This window comes from Mycobacteroides chelonae CCUG 47445, assembly GCF_001632805.1.
In the GTDB taxonomy this organism is placed as follows: domain Bacteria; phylum Actinomycetota; class Actinomycetes; order Mycobacteriales; family Mycobacteriaceae; genus Mycobacterium; species Mycobacterium chelonae.
In genome coordinates, this window is record NZ_CP007220.1 from 1,741,194 (window position 1) to 1,763,628 (window position 22,435).

General features: G+C 65.1%; 23 protein-coding genes. 15 read left to right on the forward strand and 8 right to left on the reverse strand.

Annotation, left to right across the window (positions count from 1 at the left end; genetic code table 11):
* Nucleotides 1–19: 19 nt before the first annotated feature.
* From BB28_RS08595 to BB28_RS08635, 9 genes are all read left to right on the forward strand, one after another.
* Entirely contained in the window at nucleotides 20–868 is an 849-nt protein-coding gene (locus BB28_RS08595; RefSeq protein WP_046253191.1) for an AAA family ATPase, read from the forward strand.
* Nucleotides 869–899: 31 nt separating this feature from the next.
* On the forward strand, nucleotides 900–2,312 hold the full coding sequence (locus tag BB28_RS08600; protein ID WP_046253192.1) for a vWA domain-containing protein: 1,413 nt from the start codon (nucleotides 900–902) through the stop codon (nucleotides 2,310–2,312).
* Between the two features lie 71 nt (nucleotides 2,313–2,383).
* Complete coding sequence (gene nadD, locus BB28_RS08605) at nucleotides 2,384–3,013, forward strand: nicotinate-nucleotide adenylyltransferase (RefSeq protein ID WP_263854228.1); 630 nt, start codon at nucleotides 2,384–2,386, stop codon at nucleotides 3,011–3,013.
* Entirely contained in the window at nucleotides 3,010–3,423 is a 414-nt protein-coding gene (gene rsfS / locus BB28_RS08610) for a ribosome silencing factor (RefSeq protein WP_046253194.1), read from the forward strand. The genes nadD and rsfS overlap by 4 nt, the downstream gene beginning before the upstream one ends.
* Entirely contained in the window at nucleotides 3,420–4,085 is a 666-nt protein-coding gene (gene gpgP, locus BB28_RS08615; RefSeq protein WP_046253195.1) for a glucosyl-3-phosphoglycerate phosphatase, read from the forward strand. Before rsfS ends, gpgP begins: the two co-directional genes overlap by 4 nt.
* Nucleotides 4,072–4,815: a diglucosylglycerate octanoyltransferase gene (gene octT, locus BB28_RS08620; protein WP_046253196.1), complete on the forward strand. Its 744-nt coding sequence runs from the start codon at nucleotides 4,072–4,074 to the stop codon at nucleotides 4,813–4,815. Before gpgP ends, octT begins: the two co-directional genes overlap by 14 nt.
* A gap of 3 nt (nucleotides 4,816–4,818) precedes the next feature.
* On the forward strand, nucleotides 4,819–5,655 hold the full coding sequence (locus BB28_RS08625) for a DegV family protein (RefSeq protein ID WP_046253197.1): 837 nt from the start codon (nucleotides 4,819–4,821) through the stop codon (nucleotides 5,653–5,655).
* Between the two features lie 87 nt (nucleotides 5,656–5,742).
* Nucleotides 5,743–6,537 carry a ComEA family DNA-binding protein gene (locus BB28_RS08630; protein WP_046253198.1) on the forward strand — a complete coding sequence of 265 codons (795 nt, stop codon included), beginning with the start codon at nucleotides 5,743–5,745 and terminating at the stop codon, nucleotides 6,535–6,537.
* A gap of 14 nt (nucleotides 6,538–6,551) precedes the next feature.
* On the forward strand, nucleotides 6,552–8,069 hold the full coding sequence (locus tag BB28_RS08635) for a ComEC/Rec2 family competence protein (protein ID WP_046255674.1): 1,518 nt from the start codon (nucleotides 6,552–6,554) through the stop codon (nucleotides 8,067–8,069).
* 7 nt (nucleotides 8,070–8,076) lie between these two features.
* Here BB28_RS08635 and BB28_RS08640 read toward each other — a convergent pair whose 3' ends face one another.
* From BB28_RS08640 to BB28_RS08660, 6 genes are all read right to left on the reverse strand, one after another.
* Nucleotides 8,077–8,811 (reverse strand): maleylpyruvate isomerase N-terminal domain-containing protein, encoded by a 735-nt coding sequence (locus tag BB28_RS08640; protein ID WP_046253199.1) that lies wholly within the window; start codon nucleotides 8,809–8,811, stop codon nucleotides 8,077–8,079.
* A 6-nt stretch (nucleotides 8,812–8,817) separates the two neighbouring features.
* Nucleotides 8,818–10,233 (reverse strand): FAD-dependent oxidoreductase, encoded by a 1,416-nt coding sequence (locus BB28_RS08645; RefSeq protein ID WP_046253200.1) that lies wholly within the window; start codon nucleotides 10,231–10,233, stop codon nucleotides 8,818–8,820.
* Between the two features lie 84 nt (nucleotides 10,234–10,317).
* Nucleotides 10,318–11,643 carry a hypothetical protein gene (locus BB28_RS08650; protein WP_046253201.1) on the reverse strand — a complete coding sequence of 442 codons (1,326 nt, stop codon included), beginning with the start codon at nucleotides 11,641–11,643 and terminating at the stop codon, nucleotides 10,318–10,320.
* A complete protein-coding gene (locus BB28_RS08655; protein ID WP_052740372.1) occupies nucleotides 11,640–12,005 on the reverse strand; it encodes a hypothetical protein in 366 nt (121 codons plus the stop codon). The genes BB28_RS08650 and BB28_RS08655 overlap by 4 nt, the downstream gene beginning before the upstream one ends.
* Before the next feature lie 19 nt (nucleotides 12,006–12,024).
* Nucleotides 12,025–12,183 carry a hypothetical protein gene (locus BB28_RS25330; protein WP_046253203.1) on the reverse strand — a complete coding sequence of 53 codons (159 nt, stop codon included), beginning with the start codon at nucleotides 12,181–12,183 and terminating at the stop codon, nucleotides 12,025–12,027.
* Nucleotides 12,180–14,033 (reverse strand): hypothetical protein, encoded by a 1,854-nt coding sequence (locus tag BB28_RS08660; protein WP_046253204.1) that lies wholly within the window; start codon nucleotides 14,031–14,033, stop codon nucleotides 12,180–12,182. Before BB28_RS08660 ends, BB28_RS25330 begins: the two co-directional genes overlap by 4 nt.
* A gap of 131 nt (nucleotides 14,034–14,164) precedes the next feature.
* On the opposite strand from BB28_RS08660, the gene holA reads away from it, so the two are divergent.
* Complete coding sequence (gene holA / locus BB28_RS08665) at nucleotides 14,165–15,115, forward strand: DNA polymerase III subunit delta (RefSeq protein ID WP_046253205.1); 951 nt, start codon at nucleotides 14,165–14,167, stop codon at nucleotides 15,113–15,115.
* Nucleotides 15,116–15,182: 67 nt separating this feature from the next.
* Here the strand turns inward: holA and rpsT are convergent, their stop codons facing one another.
* Nucleotides 15,183–15,443, reverse strand: a complete 261-nt coding sequence (rpsT, locus tag BB28_RS08670; RefSeq protein WP_030095153.1) for a 30S ribosomal protein S20 — start codon at nucleotides 15,441–15,443, stop codon at nucleotides 15,183–15,185.
* A 244-nt stretch (nucleotides 15,444–15,687) separates the two neighbouring features.
* Here rpsT and BB28_RS08675 point away from each other — a divergent pair, with 244 nt between their 5' ends.
* The 4 genes from BB28_RS08675 to gplR1 all read left to right on the forward strand — a co-directional run bounded on the left by BB28_RS08675 (nucleotide 15,688) and on the right by gplR1 (nucleotide 19,869).
* Nucleotides 15,688–17,343: a circularly permuted type 2 ATP-grasp protein gene (locus BB28_RS08675; RefSeq protein WP_046255675.1), complete on the forward strand. Its 1,656-nt coding sequence runs from the start codon at nucleotides 15,688–15,690 to the stop codon at nucleotides 17,341–17,343.
* Complete coding sequence (locus tag BB28_RS08680; protein WP_030095155.1) at nucleotides 17,343–18,320, forward strand: alpha-E domain-containing protein; 978 nt, start codon at nucleotides 17,343–17,345, stop codon at nucleotides 18,318–18,320. Before BB28_RS08675 ends, BB28_RS08680 begins: the two co-directional genes overlap by 1 nt.
* Complete coding sequence (locus BB28_RS08685; RefSeq protein WP_046253206.1) at nucleotides 18,320–19,159, forward strand: transglutaminase family protein; 840 nt, start codon at nucleotides 18,320–18,322, stop codon at nucleotides 19,157–19,159. Before BB28_RS08680 ends, BB28_RS08685 begins: the two co-directional genes overlap by 1 nt.
* A gap of 62 nt (nucleotides 19,160–19,221) precedes the next feature.
* On the forward strand, nucleotides 19,222–19,869 hold the full coding sequence (gplR1, locus tag BB28_RS08690) for a TetR/AcrR family transcriptional regulator GplR1 (RefSeq protein WP_046253207.1): 648 nt from the start codon (nucleotides 19,222–19,224) through the stop codon (nucleotides 19,867–19,869).
* Nucleotides 19,870–19,888: 19 nt separating this feature from the next.
* Here gplR1 and BB28_RS08695 read toward each other — a convergent pair whose 3' ends face one another.
* A complete protein-coding gene (locus BB28_RS08695) occupies nucleotides 19,889–20,488 on the reverse strand; it encodes a type II toxin-antitoxin system PemK/MazF family toxin (RefSeq protein ID WP_046253208.1) in 600 nt (199 codons plus the stop codon).
* Between the two features lie 77 nt (nucleotides 20,489–20,565).
* Here BB28_RS08695 and lepA point away from each other — a divergent pair, with 77 nt between their 5' ends.
* A complete protein-coding gene (lepA, locus tag BB28_RS08700; protein ID WP_046255676.1) occupies nucleotides 20,566–22,419 on the forward strand; it encodes a translation elongation factor 4 in 1,854 nt (617 codons plus the stop codon).
* Nucleotides 22,420–22,435 lie beyond the last annotated feature (16 nt).

A 22,435-nucleotide genomic window follows, 5' to 3' on the forward strand; every position in this document is an offset into this window, starting at 1 on the left:
CCGAACGCAGACCGCGCCGATGTTCAGCAGCATCGACGACGTGACCGCCCGGCTGGCAGAGACCGGATACCTCGCCGACACTGCCACGGCGACAGCGGTATTCCTTGCCGACCGGCTCGGCAAGCCGCTCCTGGTGGAGGGCCCCGCAGGTGTTGGCAAGACCGAATTGGCCAGGGCGGTGGCACAAACCACCGGTTCTGGTCTGGTACGTCTGCAGTGCTACGAGGGTGTCGACGAGGCGCGTGCCCTGTACGAGTGGAACCACGCCAAGCAGATTCTGCGCATCCAGGCCGGATCAGGTGACTGGGATGAGACCAAGACCGACGTTTTCGCCGAGGAGTTCCTGCTGTCACGGCCGCTGTTGACGGCGATCCGCCGCGAGGATCCGACGGTTCTGCTCATCGACGAAACCGACAAGGCCGATATCGAGATTGAGGGCCTGCTCTTGGAGGTGCTCAGCGACTTCGCCGTCACGGTTCCCGAACTGGGCACCATCAAGGCCAGCAGGCAGCCCTTCGTGCTGCTGACTTCCAACGCCACCCGCGAGCTGTCCGAGGCCCTCAAGCGGCGCTGCCTGTTCCTGCATATCGACTTTCCCGATGCCGAGCTGGAGCGGCGCATCCTGCTCAAGAGGGTGCCCGAGCTGCCGGCCACGCTGGCCGAAGAGCTGGTGCGCATCATCGGTGTGCTGCGCAACATGCAGCTCAAGAAGGTTCCCTCGGTGGCCGAGACCATCGACTGGGGGCGCACCATCTTGGCGCTCGGCCTGGATACCCTCGACGACGCCGTCATCGCGTCGACGCTCGGCGTGATTCTCAAACATCACTCCGACCAGCAGCGGGCCGCGGGAGAGCTGAGGCTGAACTGATGAGCGCTCGAGCGAAGAAGAGACGGCACTAATGCCCGCGCGTAAGCCTGCGAAGGTGGTGCTGCCCCTGGCGCCGCACGGTCTGCCGGGTCATCTGGTGGGTTTCGTGGAAGCTTTACGCGAACAGGGCATCTCGGTGGGGCCGTCGGAGACGGTGGACGCGGGGCGAGTGATGACAGTGCTGGGGCTGCAGAGCCGCACCGAACTCCGCGAAGGTCTGGCATGTGCGGTGCTGCGCCGCGCCGATCACCGGCCCACATTCGATGTGTTGTTCGACCTGTGGTTCCCGCCCGCGCTCGGTGCCCGTTTCGTCGAGGTTGACGACGACAGCGTTGATATTCAGGACATCGATCAGGTGCGTGATCAGCTCGTGGACCTGTTGGCCTCCGATGCCGGCGACCTACCGCTGAACTCGCTGATCGCGCAGATCGTGGAGGCCTACGGTAAGTACAACTCCACCCGGGGAACGTCGTACTCGGCGTACCAGGCCATGAAGTCGCTGTCCCTGGACCAGATCGAGGCCAAGCTACTGCTGGGCCTGCTCGGCAGTGGCGACGATGCATCACCCTCGGACGAAGCTGTCGCGAAAGCGATTGCCAAACAACGCATCTCGAAGGTGCGTCAGCTCGTCGAGGCGGAGACCAAGCGTCGCACCGCCGAACAGCTGGGGCGCGAGCGCGTCACCGCTTACGGGGTGCCGCAACTGGCCGAGAACGTGGAGTTCTTGCGTGCTTCGGGGGAGCAGCTGCGCAACATGCGCCGAGTGGTGCACCCGTTGGCGCGGATGCTGGCCAGCCGGCTGGCGGCACGGCGCCGGCGTGCGCACACCGGTCAGATCGATCTGCGTCGCACCCTGCGTAAGTCCATGTCCACCGGCGGTGTGCCCATCGATGTCGTACAGAAGAAGCCACGCCCGGCGCGGCCCGAGCTGGTAGTGCTCTGCGATGTGTCGGGGTCGGTGGCAGGGTTTTCGCATTTCACGCTGCTTCTCGTGCACGCATTGCGCCAGCAGTTCTCGCGGGTTCGTGTCTTCGCGTTCATCGACACCACCGACGAGGTGACCCACCTGTTCACGCCCGATACCGACTTGGCGGAGGCCATTGTGCGGATCACCCGGGAGGCCCAGGTGTTCACCGGCGACGGACATAGCGACTACGGGCACGCGTTCAAGACGTTTGTCGAGAAGTTCCCGACGGTCCTTTCCCCGCGCAGCGCGTTGCTCATCCTGGGTGACGGCCGCACCAACTACCGCAATCCGGCCGTCGAGGTGCTCTCGACGATGGTCTCTTCCAGCCGGCACGCCCATTGGCTCAACCCCGAGCCCAAGAACCACTGGGGAACCGGTGATTCGGCCGCCAGGCGGTACCAGGACGCCATCGCCATGCACGAATGCCGATCGGCCAAGCAGCTGGCCACGGTGATCGACAACCTGCTGCCGGTCTAGCTCCGGTCGTTAGTCCAGTAAGCTGGCAATTCGTGCAATCTGACCCCGACGCTCCTGGCGCAAGCGGCTCGGTGCAGCGGCGCCGACTTGGGGTGATGGGCGGGACATTCGACCCCATCCACAATGGTCACTTGGTTGCCGCTAGCGAGGTCGCCGACCGATTCGAGCTCGACGAGGTCATCTTCGTGCCGACGGGGCAGCCATGGCAGAAGCAGGGGCGCAAGGTCAGCGCCGCCGAGCATCGGTATCTGATGACCGTCATCGCCACGGCCTCGAATCCGCGGTTCACTGTCAGCCGGGCCGATATCGACCGTGGCGGCGCGACCTACACCGTCGATACGCTCGTCGATCTGCGGGACGCGCATCCCGATGCGGACCTGTACTTCATCACCGGCGCGGATGCGTTGGCATCGATCCTGTCGTGGGAGAACTGGGAGCAGCTGTTCACCCTGGCCAAGTTCATCGGGGTCAGTCGGCCAGGGTACGAACTGAGCTCCGATCACATCGCCCACGCCGAGCTGCCGCCTGACGGGCTCTCGCTCGTCGAGGTGCCCGCGCTCGCCATTTCGTCGACCGACTGCAGAGTCCGGGCGGGTCAGGCTCGCCCGATCTGGTACCTGGTGCCCGACGGCGTGGTGCAGTACGTCGCCAAACATCGCCTTTACGGCGGAAACAAGGAAGATCGAGGAGTCCACGCATGACCGCCGCAACAGACGCCGTTGAGCTGGCGACGCTGGCCGCACAGGCCGCCGCCTCCAAGCTCGCCACCGACGTCGTCGTCATAGACGTCTCCGAACAGCTGGTCATCACAGACTGTTTCGTCATCGCATCCGCCTCTAACGAGCGTCAGGTGAACGCGATCGTCGACCAGGTCGAAGAGGTGCTGCGTCGTGCCGGGCAGAAGCCGGTGCGCCGCGAAGGTGGCCGCGAGGGCCGCTGGACACTCCTGGACTATGTGGACGTGGTGGTACATGTCCAGCATGAAGACGAACGTAATTACTATGCACTGGAACGGCTTTGGCGTGACTGCCCGACCATTGCGGTGGACCTGGACGCGTTGCCGGCGGATCTGTCCGTCGATGGCGAGGCCGATGCGGAGGACGGCGCATGATCCGTCGGTTGGTGCTACTGCGGCACGGGCAAACGACCTTCAACGCCGACAGTCGAATGCAAGGGCAGCTGGATACCGGGCTTTCCGATCTGGGCCGGGCGCAGGCAGTGGCTGCGGCCGAGGTGCTGGCCAAGAGGCTTCCGCTGGTGATTGTGTCCTCGGATCTGCAGCGGGCGTACGACACCGCGACGGCCCTCGCGGACCGCTGCCATGTGGGGGTGTCCGTCGATGAGCGGCTGCGCGAAACACATCTCGGCGATTGGCAGGGCCTGACCCATCACGAGGTCGACGCCATTGCCCCCGGTGCCCGGGCCGAGTGGCGCGATGACGCGACGCTGGCACCGCACGGTGGCGAGAGCCGCATCGATGTGGCCAATCGCAGCGTGCCCCTGGTCGCCGAACTTGTTGAGTCGGTGACGGAATGGGGAACAGACGAGCGCGATCACCCGGTGGTTCTTGTTGCCCATGGTGGTCTGATCGCTGCGCTGACCGCCGCACTGCTGCGGCTGGATGTCAGCAATTGGCCGGTGCTCGGCGGGATGGGCAATGCGAGCTGGGTTCAGCTGGGCGGACATTCGGCCGAGGGCGCCGGATTCGAGGACATCCGGTGGCGCCTGGATGTGTGGAACGCCTCGGCGCAGGTGACCAATGACGTCCTCTGACGAAGGTGCAGGGCGCAAGAAGCTTCTGATCTTCGCGGACTCGTTGTCCTACTACGGGCCCACGGGGGGCCTACCCGCGGATGACCCCAGGATTTGGCCCAATATCGTTGGGCAGTATCTTGATTGGGACGTCGAACTGATCGCGCGCATCGGCTGGACCTGCCGGGATGTGTGGTGGGCGGCCATCCAGGACCCACGCGCGTGGGCGGCGGTCCCGCATGCCGGAGCCGTCATCTTTGCGACCAGCGGCATGGATTCGCTGCCGTCCCCACTCCCGACGGCGCTGCGTGAGTCGATCAGACTGATCCGTCCACCGAGATTGCGGAGCTGGGTCCGTGACGGCTATGGCTGGTTGCAGCCCCGGCTTTCGCCGATCGCGCGGGTGGCGCTGCCACCCAAGCTCACCGTGGAATACCTCGAAAAGACCCGTGGTGCACTCGATTTCAATCGCCCCGGGCTGCCCATGATCGCCTCACTGCCATCGGTGCACATCGCCGAGTCGTACGGTCGTGTGCACTCCGGCAGGGAAGCCACCGCGACCGCGATCCAGACCTGGGCATCCGAACACGAGATGCCCGTGGTGGACCTCAAGGAGGCCGTCGGTGAGGAGATCTTCTCAGGCCGGGGAAACCCGGACGGGATCCACTGGAACTTTGTCGCACATGAGCGCGTTGCCGAATTGATGATCAACGCATTGCGGAGTGTGCTGCCCGAGCTTGGGGTTCGGTGACCCATGCCGGTCGTGGTGGTGACGGATTCAGGGGCGCGACTGCAGCCGCAAGATGCCGGCATGCTGGGTATTCGGCTAGTGCCGTTGCACGTGTTGACCGGTGAGCAAGATCTGCGTGACGGTGTGGATCCGATCCCCGCCTCGGTGTACGAGAAGGGACGTGCCACCACCGCTGGTGCGTCACCTGCCGAGCTGAGCGAGGTGTATCGGCAGGCCCTGATCGACAGCGGCGGTGACGGTGTGGTCGCGGTCCATCTGTCCGGGAGACTGTCCAGCACATTCGAGGCTGCCGAACAGGCCGCCCGTGAGTACGGCGATCGCGTGCATGTTGTTGATTCGCGGTCGGCCGCGATGGGTAGTGGTTTCGTCGCGCTGGCTGCGGCGCGGGCCGCGGCGGCCGGTGCCGATCTGAGTGCGGCATACCAGGCGGCACGGGATGCGGTCGGACGCAGTCGATGCGTCATGGTGGTGCACAAGCTGGATCATCTGCGGCGTAGTGGGCGTATCAGCGCCACCTCGTCGTGGTTGGGTACCGCACTGGCGCTCAAGCCGGTGCTGCAGATCGACGAGGACGGCAAGCTGGTGCTGGCGCAACGTGTTCGCACCGCCACCAAGGCGATCGGGGCGATGGTCGACAACATCGTCGAGTTCGTGGGGGAGCGCCGTGTCTCCGTGACGATCCACCATGTCGACAACACCGAAACCGCGGAGAAGGTCAATGAGCTGGTGTGCTCGCGATTACTCACCGCTCATGATCCGGTGATCTCGGAGATGGGACCGGTGTTGGCGGTGCATGTGGGCCCTGGCGCCGTCGGGGTATGCGCCGAACCTGTGGATTGACCGCGTCCGGTTTCCACAGTTCCGTATTCATCCACAGATCGCGCTTCGTCCCTGTTCGGATGCGGTCGCGCTTTCTAGCGTCGAAATATGGATTCCGAGCTGCTGCACCGACGCCTCGCACCGCCCGGGCGCGAGCCTGATGAGGATGACGACGACGTGGGGGCGGCGACAGGTGCGGAGCCGGATTCCGCGTTGCGTTGGCTTCCGGATTCACTGACGACGGACGGTGCACGGGGCTGGTTGGAGTCCGTCCGTACCGACCCTGGTCGTGCCGGGGTCGTCGCCCTGGGCGCCATTGGCGTGCTGGCAGTACTGGTCACCGTCTTCACCGTGATGCGTCAGCCGCCGCCTCCGGTGAGTGCACATCTGCCTCCGGTGCAACCTGTTTCATCGAGTTCTGTGTCGGCACCCAGTTCGTTGGTCATCAGTGTTGCTGGTTTGGTGAGAAGACCGGGCCTGGTGACGTTGGCCAGCGGCGCGCGGGTCGCCGACGCGGTGACGGCAGCCGGAGGCGCCGCCGACGGCGCCGATATCGTGACGCTGAACATGGCTCGGCCGGTTGCCGATGGCGACCAGATAGTGGTCGGCCTGGCCCCGGCACCCGACCAGCCCGCGGGAATGGCGAGTTCCATCATCGCCGCCGGGCAATCGCCGTCTGCGGGTAGCGCGGCCAGAGGGACGGCACCGCCGGGGCGGGTAAACCTCAACACGGCAACGGAATCCGAGCTGGATGAGTTACCCGGAGTGGGGCCGGTCATGGCGGCGTCGATTGTGCGGTGGAGATCCGAGCATGGCAAGTTCACCAGTATCGACCAGCTCTCGGAAGTAGACGGGATAGGTCCCTCACGGCTGGACAAGCTGCGCGCCCTCGTCGTGCTGTGACTCAAACCAATCCGGTGAGCGGGGTCCACCGCAAAGATTCCGTCCTGGATCTGCGGCTGGTACCCCCCGCGCTTGCCGCCTGGGCGGCGACCGCCGCGGGAATCATTTGGCCAATAGGATATTTCAGTGCTGCCGTACTGGGGGTTGGGGCACTCGCGGTGCACGTGTCCCGCCACCGCCTGAACAAGGCCCTCGCCGGTGCGGCCCTCGTCGTCCTGATTGCCGGTGTTGGATTCTCAGTGGCTGCGGCCATACGGCGCGACGGAGTGCAGAGCCATCCTTTGCGCTCGCGCGTGGGAGATGTTGTGGCGATGCAGCTGCGGGTCTCCGATGACCCGAGGTCGATCGCCGGGGGTCGGGCGATGCTGCGCGCCGACCTTGTCGCACTGGGCGATCCCGCACTGCCGAGCGCCGGTCCCGTGGTCGTCTTCGGGGCAGCACCGCTACTGAGTGCGATGGCGGTCGGTGACACGGTGCAGCTGCGTGCGGTGGTCACGCGCCCCACCCGCCGTGACCTGACTGTCGCGACACTCAACGCCACAGGAGAGCCCAGGGTTATCGATCGCTCGCCAATTCACGGGGCGGCCAATGGTGTTCGCGATCGATTTGTCGAGGTGGCACGAACTGTACTGCCCGCCGACCAAGCCGCACTGCTGCCGGCCCTCGTACTCGGGGACACCGGTGCGCTCGATGCGGGCACCGTCGCGATGTTCCGGACATCGGGACTCACCCATCTGATGGCGGTATCCGGGGCCAACGTGTCGATCGTGTGCGGGGCCATGCTGCTGCTGGGACGGCTGATCGGGCTGCGTACCTCGGTGGTGTTGGCGGGGCTCGTCCTAGTCGGCTTCGTCATCCTGGTCAGGCCCTCACCGAGTGTGTTGCGCGCCGCGGTGATGGGTGCGATCGGGCTGCTCGGCGTGTTGACCGCGCGGCGACGACAGGCGATACCCGCCTTGGCGGCAACGACTTTGATTCTGCTGGCCCTCTCGCCCGGTCTTGCCGTCGATATCGGTTTCGCCCTGTCGGTGGTCGCCACGGCCGCGTTGGTGGTGTTGGCGCCGCGCTGGTCGCTGCGCCTGACCGCGCGGGGCTGGCCGAAGCCATTGGCCGATGCGTTGTGCATCGCGGTGGCCGCACAGGTGGTTACCGCACCGCTGATCGCCGCGATATCGGGAAGGGTCAGCGTGGCATCCATCGCGGCCAATCTGGTCGCCGGGTGCGTGATCGCGCCCATCACCATCCTCGGCACCGCAGCTACGGGGCTGGCCGTCATCTCACCGCTGGCCGCAGGTGTGCTGGTGCGGTTTTGTGGCCCGGAACTGTGGTGGCTGCTGCGCGTCGCCGACTACGCGGCCGCGGGTGGATCGACGGCGATTCCGGTGCCCTCAGGAGCGGTTGGATTCGTTATGGTTGCTGTGCTGCTGGGCATTTCGGTATGGCTGTGGCGCCGAAGGTGGTTTCGAGCGCTGGCCTGGTCCGCAGCGCTGTGCGTACTTGCGTTGGTTATTTCGGCACGATTGTCGGGTTAAGTGGTCGTCATTCGATCAGATCGTTCCGCGGCGGCCGGATGGACTCGTTACCGAGGGTGGGCAGAAGATCCCCCGGATCTCCATGCCAGGGGAGGGTCGACAGTTGTCGCACGCTACGTCGTCCGCCGAAGGCGCGGAGCGCCTCGAAGTCCGAAATCGAGAGGGCGAGTGGATCTGTGGCCGTGGCGGGTTCGCCGAGTTGGACGGAACCGGTCGTTGGGGTGTTCAACATGAGCGTCAGTAACCCGTTCTGTCGAGCCATCCCGTCGAATCTCGTCATCAGGAACTCCAGAGCGACGGCGAAGGCCGGATCCTCGGTGCGGGTGCCCGGTTGACCGAGTGCGCCGCGAATGTCGTGTTCATGGGTGAGGGAATCGAAGACGAGTTGGGCGGCCGGCGCTTCGAGGCCGTCCTGGCCCACCCGCTCGATCACCGTGTCGATCGCCTCGCTCCAGAGGTCGAGCAACTCATCGACAGTCATATCTGCCAGGCGATCAACCTGCGCGCGGGTCCACGCCTCGGTACCTATGCCCTCCAGATTGAACGAAACGATGTCTTGCGCGAGTCCAGCGAGGTGAGCGAGCGTCTGGCGCACGGTCCAGGCCGGACACGCGGGCACAGGTAGTTCGGCGATCTGGTCATGATCTCGAAGAAGTGCGTCAATACGTTGGTAGACAAGGCGGTATGCGGCGACGGCCTCACCACCCGGCCGTAGTGCCGGCCGCCGCTCGTGGACGGGCACTGTGGGCTACGTCCCGGCAAGGACGAGTTGACGCTCAGGTGCCGTCGTTACCTGGGTGTCGTGACGCCGCCAGCAGTGACGTAGTACCCGTAGTAGGAATGCGGGCCGCCGCATCAGCTGCGGCGAATCGTGCATGTTGTTGACACGCAGAATCGTTTCGGTGATCTGAATGTCGTTGTGCGCTGCGATCATGACCCTGTCCGACCACCATGCCGTCAGCTTCCACAGCACGCGCTGGGTGAGGCGGGTGTCGGAAGGCATTGCGGTGAACAGCGGTGCCGATAGCTTGTTGTGCTGCCACACCGTGTTGATGTGCCGACCGACGGTGCGGAAGTACCGGAGGGCCAGCTCGGCATCCCCCTCGAAGAGGCAGCCCCGAAGCGCGACGGCTTCCAGCAGCGCCATGGTCATGCCCTGGCCCTTGATGGGGTCCAGACTGCAGATCGCATCACCTATCACCAGCAGGCCCTCGGGGAACTGCTCCATCTGGTCATAGCGTCGCCAGAGGGCCTCGCGGTACCGGAAGACGTGCACATCACCTATCGGTACCGCCGAACGAATGGTGTCCAGAAGCCGTTCGGGCACGAATTGCGCTGCAAATGAGATCATTTCATCGAAGGTGCTGGGCGGCTCCTCCAGATTGAACTTGCCCAGGGTCAGCATCACGGTGCCGTTCTCGCAGCGCGCAATGGCTCCGCCATACGGGCGTCCGGGCGCCGGGTTGAAGAAGGTGAGTTTGTCCATGTCGGCGTCGTCGGACACATGCAGCAGTTGGCTCGCGTAGGTCACCGGTGATTCCATGCGGACCGTGGCCGGCCGGGCATAGCCGAGCCGATCGAGGAAGGTTTGGGTCCGCGGCGTGCGGCCGGTGGCATCGATCACCAGGTCCGAGATCAACGTCGTCACCAGGCCGGTAGATCGTCGCGCCACCCGAACGCCGGTCACGCGATGCCCCTCGGTCATCGGCTCGATGACGTCGTGGCCGTCCAGGAATTTCACGTTGTCCAGGCGCTGAACACGTTGCCGTACATGCATTTCCAGAAACGGTCGGGTCGCGAGGTAGAGCCGCAGTGTTTCCGGGTCACGGAACTTCCCTGATCGAGAGAAGATCTCGCGAGACCCGATCAACATCGTGATGCGCGACAGGTCGCCCTCGTCGCACACCGTGGCGCCGCTGGCGCGGAGCTCGTCGCGGATTCCGGGAAACAACCGCTCCAACCCTTGCGTGCCGGAGCTCATGAACATGTGAATGTGCTGCCCCTGGGGCACACCGCTGCGTGCGGCGGCGGTCTTCAGTTCGTCGCGCTCGACCACGGTCACCATTTCGTAAGACTCCGACAGCACCCTGGCTGCCAGTAGTCCGGCCATCCCGGCCCCGAGGACTACCGCGTGATCTCTGTGTTCCCGGTTGTCAGGTGTCATCGCTGATCCTTTCGTCCCGATGCACCCTACTCTTACGAACCTCTTAATTTCTTAGAAAAGCCTTAGATTTGGGTGACCGGGCCGTCAGCCACCGAATAGCAGGTACAGCCCGGTGAAGGTGTAGCCCACCATCGTCAGCATCATCGCGAGCTGGCCCGTCACCTGGTGTTTCTTGGGCAGCACACGCAGCGCCCGGTCGTGCGCGGCGACCACACCCGCGATATGCCCGGCCAGTACGAATCCCACCTTGAGGGTGGAAAGCACGGCGGGGTGCATCGACAAGACGTAGGAGACGTCGACCTCGGAGAGCCATCCCCGCCCGAGGGGGTCCGCCAGGCGCAGCAGCGTCTGCTGACCCCGCTCCACGAGATAGGTCAGATAGTGGGCGAACACATACCCGATGACTATTGGGATCAGCGAATGCGCCAGCAGCCCTGGCAGAGCGCGGCGAGTGGACGCGGTGACGCCCCCGGTCGCGCGCGCGGCGAGCCAGAAGGTGGTGGCAACCGTGGCCACAAAGACCGTCAGCCCAGCGGTTCGGATCGTGACGGCCGTGACTGTCGAATCGCCGGCGAGCTCGTCGACGAACGCGCGCCAGCCGGGCATGGCCGAGAAACTGTCGAACGCGGTCGAACCCAGCAGCACCGCGAGCACCGCCACGATGCCCGGCCGGATCGGTAGCGACGGCAGATGATCGAACGGATTGCCGACAGCGATACGGCCATCGGCGTTGCGCCGCAACGGTGACAATCGCGAGGCCACCATGCTGTAGACCTCGAACGGATCGGCGCGCGCACACCAGCGGGTACCGCAGGCCAGCGCGCCCGCCAGGGTTATCGCCACGTACACCGACAGCCAGATCTTCACCGCGCCAAGCGATCCAGGGTCGACGCTGGCCAGTTCGAGCCAGACGAACATGTACAGACCCGCAGCCGCGGGCCAATATCCCCATCGCTGCGGGTAATCGGCAGGCGGGGGCCGTCGCGAGAACGGTAGTACTCGGTAGACGGCTCGCACGGGTGACAGCGCCCGCCAGGCGGGCCCGAACAGCAGCGACAGCGCCACCACGCCGACCCACAGCAGAACGTAGAAGACACCGGGCATTGGATTCGCGGCATCCTGCGGGCCGAGTGTCGCGGCCACGCTGATCCACGCGGTTGCCAGGAGCACCAGCGCGGTGCCGACCCGGCGGGTGACCGGGCCATCGGCGGCGGCGGTGACCCAGGCGGGCAGCGGCCGCCCGGACCGACTCGCGTCGAACCGGGGTTTTTTCCAGGCCAGTGCCACCACGGCGAAGGTGAACGTCAACGCCCACGCCGCGCCAATCAGTGCATAGGAGTAGGGGATCGGAAGATCGGACGAACCACCCAGCCCGTGGGCGAGTACCGCCGTCGACCGATCGGCTGTCACGGCTGGACGGAGATCGTCGCGATCGTCTTCTTGAGTTTGTGAAGCTCGACGTCGACCTTCCCGGGCACACTGACGCTGAACTGGAACGTCTGGCCGCTCTTCGGCGCGATCTCGAAGCTGTGGTCCGGAGTCGAGTGAACGTGCAACTCGTCGGCGGTATCGCTGTCTACGCGGATCACGATGGGTTCGGCGACGCGCGTCTGCAGCGTGGCGTTGGTCGGCGTGACGACCCCACTCTTGATGGTGACGTTGATGGTCAGCGGCGCGGGCGGCGCGCTGGAGTCGGTGGCCGGGGCCTTCGTCGAAGTGGTGCACCCGGCACACGCCAACACTGCGATGGTGATCGCGGTCAGGGCTCTCATCGTCATCCTTGTATTCCTCCTAATCGGGGTGTTCTTCTTCGCCGAGCGGATCGTCCTCATCGGCCTGGCGCCGGTCCCGCATCGCCACCCAGATGACCACGCCCGCCACCACAACCGCGGGTGCGAACGCGGGCAACGCCAATAGCAGCGAGTGATCGGCCAGGTATTGGACGGTCATGGGCCGTGCGACACCGGCTCCTTGGGATCCGGGGTCGGCAATGCGTCACTGGCGCTGCGAGTTTCGGTGCCATTGATACGTCCGGCGCCCCAGCTCAACGCGGCGATGAGCACGAGCGTGCAGAACAGCACCACCAGTGATGCCACGTTGAACAGCCACGAGGGATGGTTCTGGTTGCGTTCACGCTGCAGGATCGTCAGCTCTTCGGTGAACGGCCGTGTGCTGGAAGCCAATGCTGGCGTCTCCGGTGCTCCGATGCCGGGATCAGCGGGAAGGAAGATCGGCACCCCTGTCATGGTGGTGCCGTCCTGCACACGCAGCAGCGTCTTCCACGACCCATACACCGGAATGGGCTGCGTCGAACGGTAGTGGCCCTCACCGATCTTTTGCAGTCTGTCGATGGCCAGACCATGGTCATTGGCCAGGCCGCCCTGCCAGGACAGAATTGTCACCCATTCGGGATCGTCACTGATGAGGTCGCGCGGGTTGATCACCACGTCCGCCGAGACCATCCGCTTACCGCCGTCGTTAGACAGGTCGTTCAATGTGATTGTCGCGGTGGCGTGTTCGGGCACCTCGGTGCGCAGGCCGTTGGCCACCGCGGCACCCAGCACCAGCACCGTCAGGACGACCGCCGTGATGCTGACCGATCGTTTCGGCAGCTTCTGGCCGGTGAGCACCATGCCCAGCAGTGCGCCGCAGACGCCCATCGCGATGGCGGCAGGCACTGACATCGCCAGCGCTTCCGGCCACATGCTCAGTGGCCACGGGTAACGATAGACAGCACCGATCCAGAGCGATTCCAGCCACAGGCCGGCGGTGGCCACACCGAGGCCCGCAATGGCTCCGAACAGGATGGGGCGCTTGATGAGCGGGGTCAGTGCGATGAGTTCGACGACCAGAGCCGGCCCGAGGTAGAGCGCGAACCAACTCGTCGGTCCACCGAGGATGGGTCCGGCGAGTAGTGAGACCGCCGCACGCAGGACGATGGCGAGCAGGGCGCCGAAGACGGCCGCACCGCGGCCCATCACGGTCCGCGCGCACACCGCGGCGAAGGCGGCGGCCGCGGCGATCATCATGGGCTGCTGGACCAGTCGGAACTGTTCCACACCGAAGTCGTACTCGATCTGGAACACCGACAGTCCGATGAACAAGCCGCCGAAGGATAAGTAGCGCAAGAACTTCACGAAATTGGTGTCGTCATCTGCATTGAAGCCGATGGCCCTGCGGCCTTCGTATTCCAGGATCAGCACAGAGACCAGCGACAGTCCGGCGCCACCGATCAGCATCAGGTGCGTGGGACCCCACAGCGTGACGTCCTGGCCGAAAATGCGGTGCCAGATGTCATCCAGCGGGAACCCGATCAACGCGTACAGGCCGCACATCGCCATCAGCAGACCGCCCACCGGCGCGTACCAGGTGCGGGTTATGCGCACCGCCGCCGAACCGGGTCTGTCATAGGGCAGAACTATCGCCAGCGTGCCCGCGATGAACAGCAGGAACAACCCGAACAGGATGAAGTAATGCGCGGGGTTGGCCAGCGGGCCCGCGTCACGGCCCTTGCCGATGTGCAGGCTGACGTCCCAGATGAAACCGAACAGCGCAGCGACGATCGTCGAGACGAACAGACAGATCTGCAGGGCCACCCAGGGTGGTCGATTGAACTTGTTGCCGATCTTCTCTGCCAGGTTCTGGAGCCAGGTGATGCGTCGCTGGCGGTGCAGATATCCAATCCACAGCAGACCGCCCGAGACGATCGTGGCAGCCACCGACATGCCGATCACCTGGTCGAGCGCGGCGCCGCCGCCTTCGTCGGCAGCAGCGATGATGTGCAGAGACTCCGTTGTCATTGGCCGGCCATCCTGTCCGCTGAGTGGGGGAGCAACAGTGCTACTGGTCGGTAATGTTTCCAGAATTTCCCGGCTCAAACAGGAGTACGTGCTAATCACTCCCTGTCCCTGCGGCATGGGACGATCGTCAGGTGACCGATGCGCTGCACCTGATCCTGGGAGACGAAGAACTACTGGTCGAGCGTGCGGTGACCTCGGTGCTGCACGCGGTGCGCGGTAAGGCGGGTGCGGACATCCCCGTCAATCGGCTGCGCGCGGGGCAGGTCGACGTGGCGGAGCTGGCCGAGCTGCTGAGCCCCTCGCTGTTCTCCGACGAAAGAGTCATCGTCGTGGAGGCCGCTGCCGAGGCGGGCAAGGATTCCGTCATCCTCATCGAGCAGGCGGCTTCCGATCTTCCACCGGGAACCTTTCTGCTCGTTCAACATTCGGGGGGTGGACGCGCGAAGGCGCTCGCTGCCACGTTGCAGAAGCTCGGTGCCGCGGTCCACGACTGCGCGCGTATCACCAAGGCCGCCGAGCGAGCCGACTTCGTGCACAAGGAGTTCCGCCGCCTGGGGCAGAAGGTGGACGCCGATGTGGTCGCCATCGTGATCGATGCTGTCGGCTCCGATATTCGTGAACTAGCCGCCGCGTGTTCGCAGTTGGTGTCGGACACCGACGGCAACGTCGACGAGGCTGCGGTGCGCCGCTACCACTCCGGACGTGCCGAGGTCTCCGGATTCGATATCGCCGACAAGGCGGTGGTGGGTGATGTCGCCGGCTCGACCGAGGCGCTGCGCTGGGCAATGCAGCGGGGTGTTCCGCATGTGCTGTTGGCCGATGCGCTCGCCGAGGCGGTGCACACCATCGCCCGGGTGGGACCGATCAAACAGAACGCCTACGCGGCCGCGTCCGAGCTCGGGATGCCGCCCTGGCGTATCGAGAAGGCCCAGAAGCAGGCGCGCCGGTGGTCGCGTGACGCGGTGGCCGAGGCCATCCGGGTGGTGGCCGCGCTCAACGCCGATGTGAAGGGGGTGGCGGCCGATGCCGACTACGCCCTGGAATCGGCGGTGCGCAAGGTTGCCGAGCTGGTGAACACCTGACCCGGCCGGGGCTGCCTGAAGACGCGAAAAACGCCGAGCGCGCTCGGCGTTGATCGGAAAATTTAGGTCAGAGCTTGTTCAGAGCCAGGGCGAGCGCCGACTTCTTGTTGGCGGCCTGGTTCTTGTGGATGACACCCTTGGTGACGGCCTTGTCCAGCTTGCGGCTGGTCGAGACGAGCAGCTCGCCCGCCTTCTCCTTGTCACCCTCGGCGAGCGCGTCGCGGAAACCGCGGACGGCCGTGCGCAGGGATGACTTGGTCGCCTGGTTGCGCAACCGGGCACGCTCGTTGGTGCGGATGCGCTTTTCCTGCGACTTGATATTGGCCACGCGTCTAAGTCCTTCGGTAAATCGTCTGGTAGGGCGGCGGCCTCCAGATCATTGGATCCGGGGCAGCTGAGCAGCGCCGCAAGGGAAGAGACTACCAGGGGTCTGGCCGAAACCTGAAACCGGCGGGTGGCCGCACAACGCCAGATTGCGTCCAGGTATCCAGCAAGTATCGGCGATACGCGCGCACGCACTGCCGAATCCGGCGAGTTGGTGCAGCATGGGCAAGGTGAGCCTGCGAACAGTGATGCCGAACTCGGGGCGACCCACACGCACGGCGGCAACGCCACGGCTAACCCGGCGAGATGACCAGATATTCGGCGGTTACCGCGAACTGGTGTCCGAGAAGGGTGCTTACGCCAAGGCCTTCGACGAGATGTTCGACGCCGATGGCAACGTGCGCGGGCCGTACAAGGGGATCTACGCCGAGCTGGCGCCCACCGATGCCGCCGACCTGGCCGCGCGTGCCGACGCGCTGGGCAGGGCGTTCATCGATCAGGGCATTACCTTCTCGCTGTCGGGGCAGGAACGCCCGTTTCCGCTGGACTTGGTGCCGCGCGTCATCGCCGCGGCCGAGTGGTCACGGCTGGAGCGGGGCATCGCGCAGCGGGTCCGCGCGCTGGAGATGTACCTGGCCGACATCTACGGCGATCAGGAGATCCTGCGTGACGGGGTGATCCCACGGGCCCTGGTCACGTCTTGCGAGCACTTCCACCGTGAGGCCGCCGGAATCAATCCGCCCAATGGGGTGCGCATCCACGTCGCAGGTATTGACCTTGTGCGCGACGCGCAGGGCACCTTCCGGGTGCTTGAGGACAATCTGCGGTCCCCGTCCGGGGTGTCGTACGTGATGGAAAACCGTCGCACCATGGCACGGGTCTTCCCGGACCTGTTCGCCACCCATCGGGTGCGCGCGGTGGACGACTACTCCTCGCATCTACTGCGCGCCCTGCGCAAGTCGGCGGCTACCAATGAGGCGGACCCGACCGTGGTGGTTCTCACACCGGGTGTCGCGAACTCGGCCTACTTCGAACATTCCTTGCTGGCCCGCCAGATGGGTGTGGAGCTTGTCGAGGGACGCGACCTGTTCTGCCGCGACAACCAGGTCTACATGCGCACCACCGAGGGTGAGCGTCAGGTCGACGTCATTTACCGCCGCATCGACGACACCTTTCTGGACCCCATGCAGTTCCGCCCCGATTCGGTGCTCGGTGTCGCGGGTCTGCTCAACGCCGCACGCGCTGGGAACGTCGTCATCTCCAGCGCCGTCGGCAATGGGGTGGGCGACGACAAGCTCGTCTACACCTACGTGCCGACCATCATCGAGTACTACCTCGGCGAGAAGCCCATCGTCGCGAACGTGGATACCTACCGATGTTGGCTGGACGACGAGCGCGAGGAAGTGCTTGACCGCATCGACGCGCTCGTCATCAAGCCGGTGGAGGGGTCCGGCGGGTACGGCATCGTATTCGGCCCCGACGCCACCGAGAAGGAACGCGCCGCGATCGCCAAGAAGATCAGAGCGGACCCGCGTGGCTGGGTGGCTCAGCCCGTAGTCCAGTTGTCCACGGTGCCCACAAAAATCGGCGATCAGCTGGTGCCGCGGCACGTGGATCTGCGTCCGTTCGCGGTCAATGACGGTGATGACGTGTGGGTGCTGCCCGGTGGCCTCACCCGGGTAGCGCTGCCGGAAGGCTCGCTCGTGGTCAACTCCAGTCAGGGCGGCGGTTCCAAGGACACCTGGGTGCTGGCCTCGCGGGCTTCTGTCGCCGAGCGTGAGCTTTCGGGGGCCGAGGTGGTCCCCGAGCTGCCGAAGGCGGCGGAGGTTGAACAGGGGCCCGAGGCGGCCACTGCGGGTCTGCAGGTGCAACAGCAGCAACAACAACAGCAGGTGATGTCCTAATGCTGGCGCGAAACGCTGAGTCGCTCTACTGGATTGGCCGATATGTCGAGCGTGCCGATGACACCGCGCGCATCCTCGACGTCACGGTGCATCAGCTGCTCGAGGACGCCAGCGTGGATCCCGATCATGCCTCCCGGGTGCTGCTGCGTGTGCTGGGCATCGACGCACCCGACACCGTGCTCGATGTGTGGTCACTCACCGAGCTGGTCGCGTTCAGCAGGGGAGTGCAGGGTGGGTCGATCGTCGACTCCATCTCCGAAGCGCGTGAGAATGCCCGCGGTGCACGTGAGGTGACATCCACCGAGATGTGGGAGTGCCTCAACACCACCTACAACGCGCTGGCCGATCGCGAGCGCGCCGCCCGCAGACTGGGCCCGCATGAGTTCTTCACCTACGTGGAGGGGCGCGCCGCGCAGTTCGCGGGACTTGCCGACTCGACGCTCAGCCGTGATGACGGTTATCGATTCCTGGTGCTGGGCCGCTCCATCGAGCGGGTGGATATGACGGTGCGGCTGCTGCTGTCCCGTGTTGGTGACCGCGCGTCCTCACCCGCCTGGGTCACGCTGTTGCGCAGCGCGGGCGCGCACGACACCTACCTGCGCACCTATCGCGGGGTTCTGGACGCGAGCCGGGTTGTCGAGTTCATGCTGCTGGACCGGCTGTTCCCGCGCTCGGTGTTCCACTCACTGCGCCAGGCCGAGCTGAGTCTGGAGGAGCTGGATCACCAGCCACACAGCCGAGTTGGCGCGCGCGCCGAGGCCCAGCGGCTGCTGGGACGGGCCCGCAGTGAGTTGGAGTTCATGCGTCCCGGAGTGCTGCTGGAGGACCTGCCGACACGACTGGCCGGCCTGCAACAGACCTGCCGGGAACTGGGTGAGGCGGTGGCGCTGCAGTACTTCCACGCCGCGCCGTGGGTGGCGTGGACCGATGCCGGTGGCCGCCACGATGTGGATCCCATTGAGGAAGGGGAGATCTGATGTGGCGCTTGCGAGTCGTCCACGCCACCGGTTACGCGTACAAGACGCCGGTGACCGCGTCCTACAACGAGGCGCGGTTGACGCCGCGCAGTGACGGTCGCCAGAACGTCATCCTCAATCGCGTGGAGACGGTGCCGGCCACCCGGTCGTATCGGTACGTCGACTACTGGGGTACTGCCGTCACGACGTTCGATCTGCACGCACCCCATACCGAGCTGGAGGTCACGGGTCTGTCGGTGGTGGAGACCGATGTCGCGGAGAAGCCGGAGGAAACCGTGGGCTGGGATGACATCCACGCCGACGCCGTCATCGACCGATTCGACGAGTATCTGTCGCCCAGTGCGTACGTCCCGCACAGCAAGAAGGTGCAGTCGGTGGGCAAGCGGATCGCTAAGGATGCCACCCCCGCCGAGGCCATTGTCGCGGCATCGAAATGGGTGCACTCGGAGCTCGACTACGTGCCCGGAACCACCGGTGTGCACTCGTCGGCACTGGATGCGCTGCGTGAGAGAAAAGGCGTGTGCCAGGACTACGCGCACCTGACATTGGTTCTGCTGCGCAGCATGGGGATCCCGGCGCGCTATGTGTCCGGGTATCTGCACCCCAAGGGCGATGCGGCGGTGGGCGAGACGGTGGACGGGCAGAGCCATGCATGGATCCAGGGCTGGGCCGGCGCGTGGTGGGATTACGACCCCACCAACGACAGCGAGATCAACGAGCAGTACATCACCGTGGGCGTTGGCCGTGACTACTCGGACGTCAGTCCACTCAAGGGTATTTACTCGGGGGGTGGCTCGACCGATTTGGACGTCGTGGTCGAAGTCACACGACTCGCCTAAACACCGCAGAAAAGCCAGTTATTGCACAGGTGTCTGGCAAGAGGAGTAATAATGCGTAGACCATGGTGACCAAACAAGCTACCGGGCTATACGGCGGACGAACGGCAGACGAGCGCCGCGCGGAGCGGAGGCGACGCCTTCTTGAGGCGGGGCTCGAGGTTATGGCCAGCTCCGGCTGGGCGGCGACAACGGTTCGGGAGATCTGCAAGACGGCCGGACTGAACACCCGTTACTTCTACGAGTGCTTCGACGGCCTTGACGAGCTGCTGGTCGCCGTTTTCGACTGGATCATCGAGGACAGCATCGCCACCGCGGGTTCTGCGATGGCTACGGCCGAGAAGGACTCACGCTCGCAGGTGCATGCCGGTGTCGTGGGTGCGGTGACCGCACTGACCGCCGATCCCCGTCGCGCCCGTGTGATCGCCACCGAGGCGATGGGCAGCCAACGGCTTACTCGTCGCCGCATGCGGTTGACGCACTACATGGCGTTGATGCTCGGTGCCGCGCGCGCCGAGTTCGATCCGGACGCCGACCCCAATTACACCGCGGTACAGGCCGAAGCCCTGGCTGCCGGTGTTGCCGGCACCGTGTTGGCATGGCTCGACGGACGGCTGCGTCTTGAGCGTGAAGAACTGGCTGAGTACACCGCACAGTTCGTTGATCAGGCCATGTTCACGCCTCTGCCGGTACGCAACTCCGTAGAGCACTGAGCTGCGCTGATCGGTTCGATCAGCTCCAGGAGAAGTGCGTACGCAGGCGCATGGCCACGATGTTGAATCGCTCAACGTCCAAAATGGCGCCCTCGCGCCGAATTCCCTCCTCGGGAACATCGAGCACGCGATCCAGGCGTACCCAACTGGGGCGGCCGTCGTAATCCCAGCTGCCGCTGCCGAGCGCCACCCAGTCCGGGTCGGTGTCGTGGCGTTCCTGGCTCGAGAGCATCAGGCCCAACAGCACCGAGCCATCTCGCCCCACCACGAGCACGGGGCGATCCTTGCCCTGTGACGGGTCATCCTCGTAGACCACCCAGGTCCACACGATTTCGCCGGGATCGGCGCGACCGTCCAGGTCGGGCGTGTATTCGATGCGACGGGCCCGATGGGCCGTGGGCACACTGCGGTTGGTTACGGGGCGACCCGGAATGGCGGTCTGCTGCTCGGTCTCCACGACGCCGATCGCTTCCAGCCCGCGTTGCAACCCCCGCTGAACGAATTCCGACCCCTGTAGTTGCCGCAGCACCTTCGGGCCTTCGCGGAACACGACTTGTTCAAGAGTGTCCACCGCGATCTTCCCGAGCCTCCGCCCGAGCGTCTGCCACTGTGACGCCATGCTGCGAGCATACTGACCGGTAGTCCCTCGCGACGTGTGTGTCAGGAGCATGGCGCGCGGCATGGGAGCATGGTGCCGTGCCAAGTTTTGCCGACACGACGTTCACGGACCCGGCGCTTATCCGTAACTTCTGCATCATCGCCCATATCGACCACGGGAAGTCGACCCTGGCCGACCGGATGCTGCAGTTGACGGGTGTGGTCGATGAGCGGTCCATGCGTGCCCAGTACCTGGACCGCATGGATATCGAGCGTGAGCGCGGCATCACCATCAAGGCGCAGAATGTGCGGCTGCCGTGGCAGCTCAAGGGCGAGAACGGGCCCGAGAACTATGTCCTGCACCTCATCGACACCCCCGGGCACGTGGACTTCACCTACGAGGTCTCGCGGGCGCTGGAGGCGTGCGAGGGCGCGGTGCTGCTGGTGGATGCCGCGCAGGGCATCGAGGCGCAGACGCTGGCCAACCTGTACCTGGCACTGGACAAGGACCTGACCATCATTCCGGTCCTCAACAAGATTGACTTGCCCGCGGCCGACCCCGAGCGCTACTCCGAGGAGATTGCGCACATCATCGGCTGCGAGCCCTCCGATGTGCTGCGGGTCTCCGGCAAGACCGGCGAGGGCGTCGAGGCACTACTGGACGAGGTGGTGCGGCTCATTCCCGCGCCACAAGGTGATCCGGACGCTCCGGCGCGCGCGATGATCTTCGACTCGGTGTACGACATCTACCGGGGCGTCGTCACCTACGTGCGTGTCGTCGACGGCAAGATCACCCCGCGCGAGAAGATCGCGATGATGTCGACGGGCGCCACCCATGAGCTGCTGGAGGTGGGCATCGTCTCACCGGACCCCAAACCCTCTGCGGGCCTTGGGGTGGGCGAGGTGGGCTACCTGATCACCGGCGTGAAGGACGTGCGCCAATCCAAGGTCGGTGACACCGTCACCTCCGCCCGCAAGGGTGCGACCGAGCCGCTCACCGGTTATCGCGAGCCGCGGCCGATGGTGTACTCCGGGTTGTATCCGGTGGACGGATCCGACTACCCGAATCTTCGTGAGGCGCTGGACAAGCTGCAGCTCAACGACGCGGCGCTCACCTATGAGCCGGAGACTTCGGTGGCGCTGGGCTTCGGATTCCGTTGCGGCTTCCTGGGATTGCTGCACATGGAGATCACCCGTGAGCGACTCGAACGCGAGTTCAACCTCGACCTGATCTCGACCGCGCCCAACGTGGTGTACCGCGTGGTCAAGGAGGACGGCACCGAAATGATGGTGACCAACCCGTCCATCTGGCCCGAGGGCAAGATCCGTTCGGTATTCGAGCCGGTAGTCAAGACGACTGTCATCGCACCGAGCGAGTTCATCGGTTCGATCATGGAGCTGTGCCAGTCACGGCGCGGTGAACTCGGCGGCATGGATTACCTCTCGCCGGAGCGTGTTGAGCTGCGGTACACAATGCCGTTGGGCGAGATCATCTTCGACTTCTTCGACTCGCTGAAATCGCGCACTCGCGGCTACGCCAGTCTGGACTACGAAGAGGCCGGCGAGCAGGAAGCCGACCTGGTCAAGGTCGACATCCTGCTGCAGGGTGAGGCGGTCGACGCGTTCAGTGCCATCGTGCACAAGGACGGTGCCTCCGCGTATGGCAACAAGATGACCGTCAAGCTCAAGGAGCTGATCCCGCGTCAGCAGTTCGAGGTGCCGGTGCAGGCCGCTGTTGGCTCGAGAATCATTGCGCGCGAAAATATTCGGGCCATCCGTAAGGACGTGCTCTCCAAGTGCTACGGCGGTGACATCACCCGTAAGCGCAAGCTGCTGGAGAAGCAGAAGGAGGGCAAGAAGCGCATGAAGACCATCGGACGGGTCGAGGTGCCGCAGGAGGCCTTCGTGGCGGCGTTGTCCACCGAGTCCGCCGCGGACAAGCCGAAGAAGTAGTCCTAGCGGAGGTTCG